At 65.3% G+C, this 7,628-nt stretch carries 10 protein-coding genes; 4 read left to right on the top strand and 6 right to left on the bottom strand.

The window, feature by feature from the left end; all coding sequences use genetic code 11:
• Nucleotides 1-8: 8 nt before the first annotated feature.
• The 5 genes from AC1DYM_RS20515 to rpsU form a co-directional block, all read right to left on the bottom strand.
• Nucleotides 9-623 carry a DedA family protein gene (locus AC1DYM_RS20515; protein WP_477341528.1) on the bottom strand — a complete coding sequence of 205 codons (615 nt, stop codon included), beginning with the start codon at nucleotides 621-623 and terminating at the stop codon, nucleotides 9-11.
• Nucleotides 624-714: 91 nt separating this feature from the next.
• Nucleotides 715-2,457 carry a DNA primase gene (gene dnaG / locus AC1DYM_RS20520; RefSeq protein ID WP_477341530.1) on the bottom strand — a complete coding sequence of 581 codons (1,743 nt, stop codon included), beginning with the start codon at nucleotides 2,455-2,457 and terminating at the stop codon, nucleotides 715-717.
• A gap of 51 nt (nucleotides 2,458-2,508) precedes the next feature.
• Nucleotides 2,509-2,682, bottom strand: coding sequence for a DUF1328 domain-containing protein (locus tag AC1DYM_RS20525; protein ID WP_029213737.1), 174 nt, complete (start codon nucleotides 2,680-2,682; stop codon nucleotides 2,509-2,511).
• 228 nt (nucleotides 2,683-2,910) lie between these two features.
• Entirely contained in the window at nucleotides 2,911-3,354 is a 444-nt protein-coding gene (locus AC1DYM_RS20530; protein ID WP_477341532.1) for a GatB/YqeY domain-containing protein, read from the bottom strand.
• Between the two features lie 138 nt (nucleotides 3,355-3,492).
• Nucleotides 3,493-3,708: a 30S ribosomal protein S21 gene (gene rpsU, locus AC1DYM_RS20535; RefSeq protein WP_029213735.1), complete on the bottom strand. Its 216-nt coding sequence runs from the start codon at nucleotides 3,706-3,708 to the stop codon at nucleotides 3,493-3,495.
• A 60-nt stretch (nucleotides 3,709-3,768) separates the two neighbouring features.
• Here rpsU and tsaD point away from each other — a divergent pair, with 60 nt between their 5' ends.
• From tsaD to AC1DYM_RS20555, 4 genes are all read left to right on the top strand, one after another.
• Nucleotides 3,769-4,815 carry a tRNA (adenosine(37)-N6)-threonylcarbamoyltransferase complex transferase subunit TsaD gene (gene tsaD / locus AC1DYM_RS20540; protein ID WP_477341540.1) on the top strand — a complete coding sequence of 349 codons (1,047 nt, stop codon included), beginning with the start codon at nucleotides 3,769-3,771 and terminating at the stop codon, nucleotides 4,813-4,815.
• A 105-nt stretch (nucleotides 4,816-4,920) separates the two neighbouring features.
• Nucleotides 4,921-5,280, top strand: a complete 360-nt coding sequence (folB, locus tag AC1DYM_RS20545; protein WP_046968181.1) for a dihydroneopterin aldolase — start codon at nucleotides 4,921-4,923, stop codon at nucleotides 5,278-5,280.
• Nucleotides 5,277-5,795, top strand: coding sequence for a 2-amino-4-hydroxy-6-hydroxymethyldihydropteridine diphosphokinase (folK, locus tag AC1DYM_RS20550; protein WP_477341535.1), 519 nt, complete (start codon nucleotides 5,277-5,279; stop codon nucleotides 5,793-5,795). Before folB ends, folK begins: the two co-directional genes overlap by 4 nt.
• Nucleotides 5,796-5,880: 85 nt before the next feature.
• Complete coding sequence (locus AC1DYM_RS20555) at nucleotides 5,881-6,735, top strand: DUF6159 family protein (RefSeq protein ID WP_477341536.1); 855 nt, start codon at nucleotides 5,881-5,883, stop codon at nucleotides 6,733-6,735.
• Nucleotides 6,736-6,820: 85 nt separating this feature from the next.
• On the opposite strand, the gene AC1DYM_RS20560 is transcribed toward AC1DYM_RS20555, so the two are convergent.
• Nucleotides 6,821-7,558: a pteridine reductase gene (locus AC1DYM_RS20560; RefSeq protein WP_477341538.1), complete on the bottom strand. Its 738-nt coding sequence runs from the start codon at nucleotides 7,556-7,558 to the stop codon at nucleotides 6,821-6,823.
• Nucleotides 7,559-7,628 lie beyond the last annotated feature (70 nt).

Here is a 7,628-nt window from a genome sequence, read left to right on the forward strand (position 1 = left end):
TGGCGAGCTCAGCAGTCCCGGGGAGCCTTCTTCCGACGCCACCACAGCGCGGCCAGCGCGATCAGCGCAGCGGCGATCGCCAGCCAGATACCTGCCTGCCCACGGTGGATCCACATGGCCAGCCATTCGTGGTTGTGCGCGCCGAAGTAGCCTAGGTAAACCCATAGCGGCACGCTGATCGCCGCCGCGAGGCCGTCGAGCAGCAGGAAGCGAAAGAAGCCCACGCGGTGGGTGGCGCCGGCGGTGATGAATACCGCGGTGCGCATGCCCGGCAGGAAACGGGCGACGAACATCATCCGATTGCCGTAGCGCTCGAACTTCTCCTGGACCTTGGCGTAGCGCTCGGGCGTCAGCAGGCGGGCGACGAAACGCCAGCGCAGGATGCGCGCGCCGAAATGGCGGCCGAGCAGGAACATCGTCGAATCGCCGACCAGGACGCCCGCCATGCCCACGCCGACCATCGTATGGACATCGCCATAGCCCAGGCCGGTGATGATGCCGCCGGCGACCAGGGTGATGTCTTCCGGCAGGGGCGCACCTGCTCCGCAGAGCATCAGGGCGAGGAAAACAGCCGCGTAGCCGTTTTGCCCGAAAAGATCGACGAGGTGATTCAATAAATCCATCAGCGACGCGCAATTCCGGCCCCGGCCGGTCCCTTCAGGGTACGAAGCCCGGATGATCCCATGGATCGCGTTAATGGCGCGGTGCGGCGCATCATTCGCCGTCCACCGGGGCGGGGGCGGAGCGGGCGGCCAGCAGGACGCGCAATTCAGCTTTCTCCGTATCGTCCAGGACCCCTTCACGGCTCCGTCCGATCAGGTATTCGCGACGCTGTGTCACGGCCTGGCGCTGCATCTGGTCCAGCGAGCCGAGGAACTCCACGCGCTGCATATCCGCGTCGCCGACCACCTCGGCCTGCATGAGTTTCTGCAGGGAGGCGTACTCGGGTCGGTCAAGAAAATACTCAACCAGCACCGCAGGATTGATGCCCGGGCGGGACCGCGCCACATCGATCAACTCGGCCAGCAGGTTCACGCCGGGGCGGTCCAGGCGCAGGAACGCGTACGGAGGCTCGACCTCGTCGGCCAGTGCGGGCTGGGCCAGCAGCAGCGTGATCGCGCTGCGTACCAGGCTGCGCTGGACGTTGGCCGGCCGTGCCTGATTCTGGCGGGCTGGCGCAGGTTCGGGCTCCAGCACCGCCTTGGCGCCCGTACGGCGCTCCAGCTCCTGGCCCATGAGGTCGCGGAAGGCGCCGTCAGGCAGCTTGGCGATGAGCGGCCGGGCCCGCTCGGCGAGGCGGGCCCGGCCATCCAGGCGGCTGAGATCGACGTCACGGGCGAGCTCTTCAAAGAAGTACTCGGACATCGGCATGGACTCCTTCATGCGCTTCTCGAAGCCGTCCTTGCCTTCCTTGCGCACCAGGGTGTCCGGATCTTCGCCGTCGGGCAGGAAGAGGAAGTGCGCCTGGCGGCCGTCGCGCATGCGCGGCAGCACGGATTCCAGCGCCCGCCATGCGGCAGCCTTGCCGGCGCGGTCGCCGTCGAAGCAGAAATACACGTCGGGTGCGGTACGAAAGAGCACCTCGGCATGTTCGGGCGTGGTCGCCGTGCCGAGTGTGGCGACGGCGATCGGCAGCCCCGCCTGGTGCAGGGCAATGACGTCCATGTAGCCCTCGACCACCATGATCCGGGTAACCGTCTGGTTCGCCTGCTTCACCTGCCACAGGGCGAACAGCTCCTTGCCCTTGTGGAACAAGGGGGTCTCGGGCGAGTTGAGGTACTTCGGGCTCTGCTCCGACGACAGGACGCGCCCGCCGAAGGCAATGACGCGGCCGCGGCGGTCCAGGATCGGGAACATCACACGCTCGCGGAAGCGATCGTATTTGTTACCGCGCTCGTTGCTGGCGACCATGCCCGCTTCGTTGAGCAGTTGGCGCCGGCGATCGTTCGTGCCCAGGGCCTTCATCACGCCATCAAAGCCCGCCGGCGCCCAGCCGATACGGAAGCGCTTGACGATCTCGTCGTCGAGGCCCCGGCGGTCCACGTAGGACGTGGCCTCGGGGCTATTGCCGAGCTCGCGCTGATAGAAGCTCGCGGCATCGTCGAGCAAGGTGTAGAGGTCGCTGCGGTCTTCGCGCGGTTTGTCGTCGCGGTTGCCCTCGTAGGGCACCTTCAGGCCCGCAGACTGCGCGAGTTCCTCGATGGCGTCGGGGAACTCGAGGCGGTCGTAGTCCATGAGGAACTTGATCGCACTGCCGTGCGCGCCGCAGCCGAAGCAGTGGAAGAACTGCTTCTGCGGGCTCACGTAGAACGACGGTGAGCGCTCGTTATGGAACGGACAGCAGGCGGTCCATTCGCGTCCCGCCTTTTTCAGCGGGACGCGACGCTCGATCACGTCGACGATGTCGACGCGGGTCAGCAGTTCGTCGATGAAATTGTCGGGAATTCGGCCACGCATCAGTCGCCTAGGATGCCATGCATCCGCGTCCGAATGGAGACCGGATCATCGTCAGAACGCCATGTGGAACACGCCGATCACGGCCAGGATCGCGATCACGAACAGGATCAGGAAGATGGCGAAGCAGACCTTGGCGATCGTCGCGGCGATGCCGGACACGCGGCTGAAGCCCAGCGCGCCGGTAACCAGCGCGATGAGACCGAAGATGATGGCGTACTTGAGCATAGGGATCCCCCGTCAGCGCCGGAGGGAGTCCACCAGCCGCGCGGGGGAAATTAATGACAGGCGTGTGGCGCTGTCGTGAAGCCGCCCATCCCTGCTCGGTAGGAGCCGATTCATCGGCGAGCTCTTCCTCTGTTGGAGGCGGAGGCTAGCAACCAGGGCGGAGCGCTGCTACGCAGCGGTTTATTCGCCATTCGCCGATGAATCGGCTCCTACGGGTCGGTGGCTCGCTTACGCGAGCTTTGCTTTGATTTTTCCAGCCACGGCAGCCATGTCCGCACGACCGGCCGCCTTTTCCTTGATCAGGGCGACCACCTTGCCCATATCGCGCGCCGTGGTGGCACCCGATTCGGCGATGGCGGCGTCGATGATGGCGTCCAGTTCGGCCTCGTCGAGCTTGGCCGGCAGGTAGCCGTCGATCACGCCCATCTCGTAGCGCTCGATGGTGGACAGATCGGTACGGCCTGCCTTGTCGAACTGCTCGATGGAGTCGCGGCGCTGTTTCTGCATCTTCTCGAGGACGGCCAGGATCTGGGTGTCGTCCAGCTCGATCCGCTCATCGACTTCACGCTGCTTGATCTGCGCCTGGACCAGGCGGATCACGGCGAGGCGCTCCTTTTCCCCGCCCTTCATGGCGGCCTTCATGTCTTCGGTGATCTTTGCCTTGAGGCTCATGCACTTTCTCCGGGACGACGAAAAGCCGGCTTTACCTTTCGGCAAAGCCGGCTCGGGATTTCCGCTCTGAATACACCGGGCAGCGCGCAGGGCGCCTGCCGAGGTACCATACCCAGTCCCAAAGGACCGGGATGGGCATCAGTACATGCGGGTCCGGCGCGTCGTGTCGCGGGACAGACGGCGCAGGTGACGCTTCACAGCAGCGGCGCGCTTGCGCTTACGCTCCTGGGTCGGCTTTTCATAAAATTCGCGCTTACGCGTTTCGGCCAGCACGCCAGCCTTCTCGCACGTACGCTTGAAGCGGCGGAGGGCAAGCTCGAAAGGCTCGTTCTCGCGGACTTTAACGCTCGGCATGGAAACTCCACTTGATTAAACTGACCCGGAGTACCCGGGCGAGCCGTGGATTATAACGTGATCGATTCGAAAAATTCAAAGCCTGTTTTAGGCGTGGAAACGTCCTGTGATGAAACAGGGGTGGCCCTGCTGCGCTGGGACCCGGAAAAACCGGGTCGTGGCCTGCTTTCGCACGCCCTTTTCAGTCAGATCGCCCTGCACGCCCAATACGGCGGCGTGGTGCCSGAACTGGCCAGCCGGGACCATGTGCGCAAGCTGGTCCCCCTGGTGCGCGAGGCCTTGAAGGAGGCCGGGCTCACCCCTGCCGATCTCGGTGGCGTGGCCTATACGGCGGGACCTGGCCTGGTCGGGGCTCTTCTCGTGGGCGCTTCGGCCGCCCGCGCCATGGCCTGGGCGCTCGGCGTACCGGCCATCGGTGTCCACCATATGGAAGGTCACCTGTTGGCGCCCCTGCTCGAGGACGACCCGCCGGAGACACCGTTCGTGGCCCTGCTGGTCTCCGGTGGTCATTCGATGCTGGTCGAGGTGAAGGCGATCGGTGAGTACACGATCTTAGGCGACACCCTGGACGATGCGGCGGGCGAGGCCTTCGACAAGACGGCCAAGATGATGGGCTTGCCTTACCCCGGCGGCCCGGCCCTGGCCAAGCTCGCCGAGCAAGGCACGCCCGGCAAGTTCCGCTTTTCCCGGCCCATGGTCGACCGGCCGGGACTGGACTTCAGCTTCTCCGGCCTGAAAACCCAGGTGCTGCTGGCCTGGAATGCCAGCGACAAGACCGACCAGACACGCGCCGACGTGGCGAGGGCCTTCGAGGAGGCCATCGTCGACACCCTGGCGATCAAATGCCGGCGCGCCCTCGAGGCCACGGGGGCCAAACGGCTGGTGATCGCCGGTGGCGTCGGTGCGAACAAGCGCCTCCGCGAACAACTGGCCGAGGCCGGGGCGAAGGACGGCTTCCGGGTCTATTTCCCGCGCCTGGCCTTCTGCACCGACAACGGGGCGATGATCGCGCTGGCCGGCGCGATCCGTCTGGCGTCCGGCCAGCACCAGGACGCCACGATCGAAGTGCATCCGCGCTGGAGCCTGGAGAGTTTGCCCGCGGCCTGAGCGGGGAAGCCTGAGAGTGGGGCGGCCTGACTTGCGCCGCCCCACTTGCGTATCTCAGGTCGGTCGCGGACCCTGTAAGGCCTTCTTCGTCCCCTACGCCCCTCCATGGATATCGTCTTCATCGAAGACCTGCGCATCGACGCGGTCATCGGCATCTACGACTGGGAACGCCGGATCCGGCAGACACTGTCGTTCGATCTGGAAATGGCTTTCGACAACCGTCGCCCCGCGGCCAGCGACGACATCGCCGATACGCTGAACTACAAGTCCATATCCAAGCGACTGCAGTCGTATGTGGAAGCCTCCAGCTTCGGTCTGGTGGAAACCCTGGCGGAGCGTTGCGCCGATATCGTGCGCGAAGAGTTCGGCGTGTCCTGGGTGCGCCTGAAGCTTTCCAAGCCGGGTGCCGTGCGCGGTGCCAAGGCGGTGGGCGTCCGCATCGAACGCGGTATCCGACCGGAATGACCGGGACTGGCCGTGCCTATCTGAGCCTCGGCTCCAACATCGATGCGGAGCGCTGGCTCGTCGCTGCGGTCGCGGAACTGAGGGTTCGCTTCGGCGAGATCGACGTCTCCCCGGTCTATCGCAGCGCCGCCGTCGGCTTCGACGGCCCCGACTTCTTCAATCTGGCCGTCGCGATCGACAGCGACCTCGGGCCCGACGCCCTGAACGACTGGCTGCACGCGTTGGAAGACCGCCATGGCCGCATTCGGGGTGGTGCGCGGTATGACTCCCGTACGCTCGACGTGGATATCGTCCTTTTCGACGACCTCGTCCTGAGTGGCAAGGGAAACCTGAAGTTGCCGCGCGGCGAACTGCGACACGCCTTCGTGCTCAAGCCCATGGTGGACATCGCGCCGTCGGTTCGTCATCCGGTCAACGGCCGGACCATGGCCGAGCTCTGGGCGGCTTTTCCGACAGAAAGCGAACCCCTGACGCTGGACGAAGCTTGCACCGACGCCGTCAACGCCAAGTCCTAGGGAGTCCCTGAGGCGTCGGCTCTGGCGAACCGCTGCCCCGGGATGCTACAACGCGTTCCACCAAAGGGGCCAAAGGGAAAGGGAAATGGGTAAGTTCGCACGCAGTTGGGCGCTGATGAAGTCGAGCGCCAATATCCTCCGTCAGGACAAGGAGCTGATGCTCTTTCCGCTTTTCGCGGGACTGGCTTCGCTCGCCGTGATCGCCACCTTCGCGTGGCCGGTGTTCACCCTGATCGCACATCATCGTGCCGGCTTCGAAGGCCAGCGCGGTCATGCCTCACCGATGTTCATGCTGGTGAGCTTCCTGTTCTACTTCGTGCAGTACACAGTGGTGATCTTCTTCAACACCGCGCTGGCTTCGGCTGCGATGATCCGTCTCGATGGTGGCAATCCGACGGTGCGCGATGGCGTCCGGCTCGCCATGGGCAAGCTGCCCAACATCATCGGCTATGCGCTCATCGCCGCCACGGTCGGCATGATCCTGCGCGCACTGCAGGAGCGTTTCGGCCTCATCGGTCGCATCGTCGTCGGTCTGCTCGGCTTCGGCTGGACGGTTGCCACCTTCCTCGTCGTGCCGGTGCTCGCTGCACAGGACGTTGGTCCCGTCGACGCGATCAAGCGCAGCGCGTCGCTGCTACGCGATACCTGGGGCGAGAACCTCATCGGCAACGCGGGCATCGGTGTTGCCGGAAGCCTGCTTACCTTCGGCCTGCTCCTGGTCAGCGGCATGCTCTTCCTCGGCGCGGTCGCCACGCACTCCGTCGCGCTGATGTTCGTCGTCGGCGCCGCCGCGGTGATTGGCCTGGTTGCCCTCAGCCTGTTCCAGACCGCGATGCACGGCGTCTACTCGGCGGCGTTGTACCGCTTCGCCGAAGAAGGCGACCCGGGCCAGGGCTTCGACCGCGCCCTGCTGGAATCGGCGTTCCGCCCGAAGAAATAAGAACGGTAGGAGCCGATTCATCGGCGATCCGCACAAGGCGAGGCCCCCACACGGGGGCCTCGCCTTTTGTAAGAACGCATTGCCCTCAGATATTCAATGCCCGCCCGCCATCGACACGAATCACCTGCCCGGTCGTGTAATGCGCATCCATCATCAACCACCGCACGGCTTCGGCCACGTCGTCCGGCTCGCCCTTGCGCGCCAGTGGCGTTTTGGCGATCAGCGCCTCAGCGGCCTCTTCCGGCTTACCGGAGGCGGGCCAGAGAATCGCGCCTGGCGCCACAGCGTTCACGCGCACATCCGGCGCAAGATCCTTGGCCAGCGCCTGCGTCAGCATGACCAGCGCCGCTTTTGCCATCGAGTAGACGACGTGCCCGGCGAGCGGTCGCTCTGCGTAGATATCGACGATGTTGACGATGGCGCCATGCGCCGCACGTAGTGCAGGCGTCGCCGCCTGGGCGAGAAAGAACGGTGCGCGCGCATTCGCGGCGAAGAGATCGTCCCAATGCGCGGCGGTGGTTTCACCGATCGGCGTGGGATAGAACGCCGAGGCATTGTTGACCAGTCCGTCGAGCCGGCCGAAGTGCGCCAGCACGGCATTCACCAGCGCCGTCGGCGTGGCATCGTTTTCCAGTGCGCCGGGGAACGTGTGCGCGCTGTTCGCCCGCACGGCGTTGAGTTCCTGCGCGAGCGCCTCCGCCTCATCGGCCGAGCTTCGGTAGTGGATGGCGACGGCGCAGCCCGCTGCATGCAAGCGTCGCGCGATGGCGGCACCGACGCGGCGGGCGGCTCCGGTAACCAGAATGACCGGCTGCTTGTTCATCGCGACTCCCTGTTCAATCCGGGAGGAGCTTGCCGCAAACAGGCGCGTGCGTCACGTCGCGGTTCGGGGT

This window comes from Luteibacter sp. P1_D3, assembly GCF_056406135.1.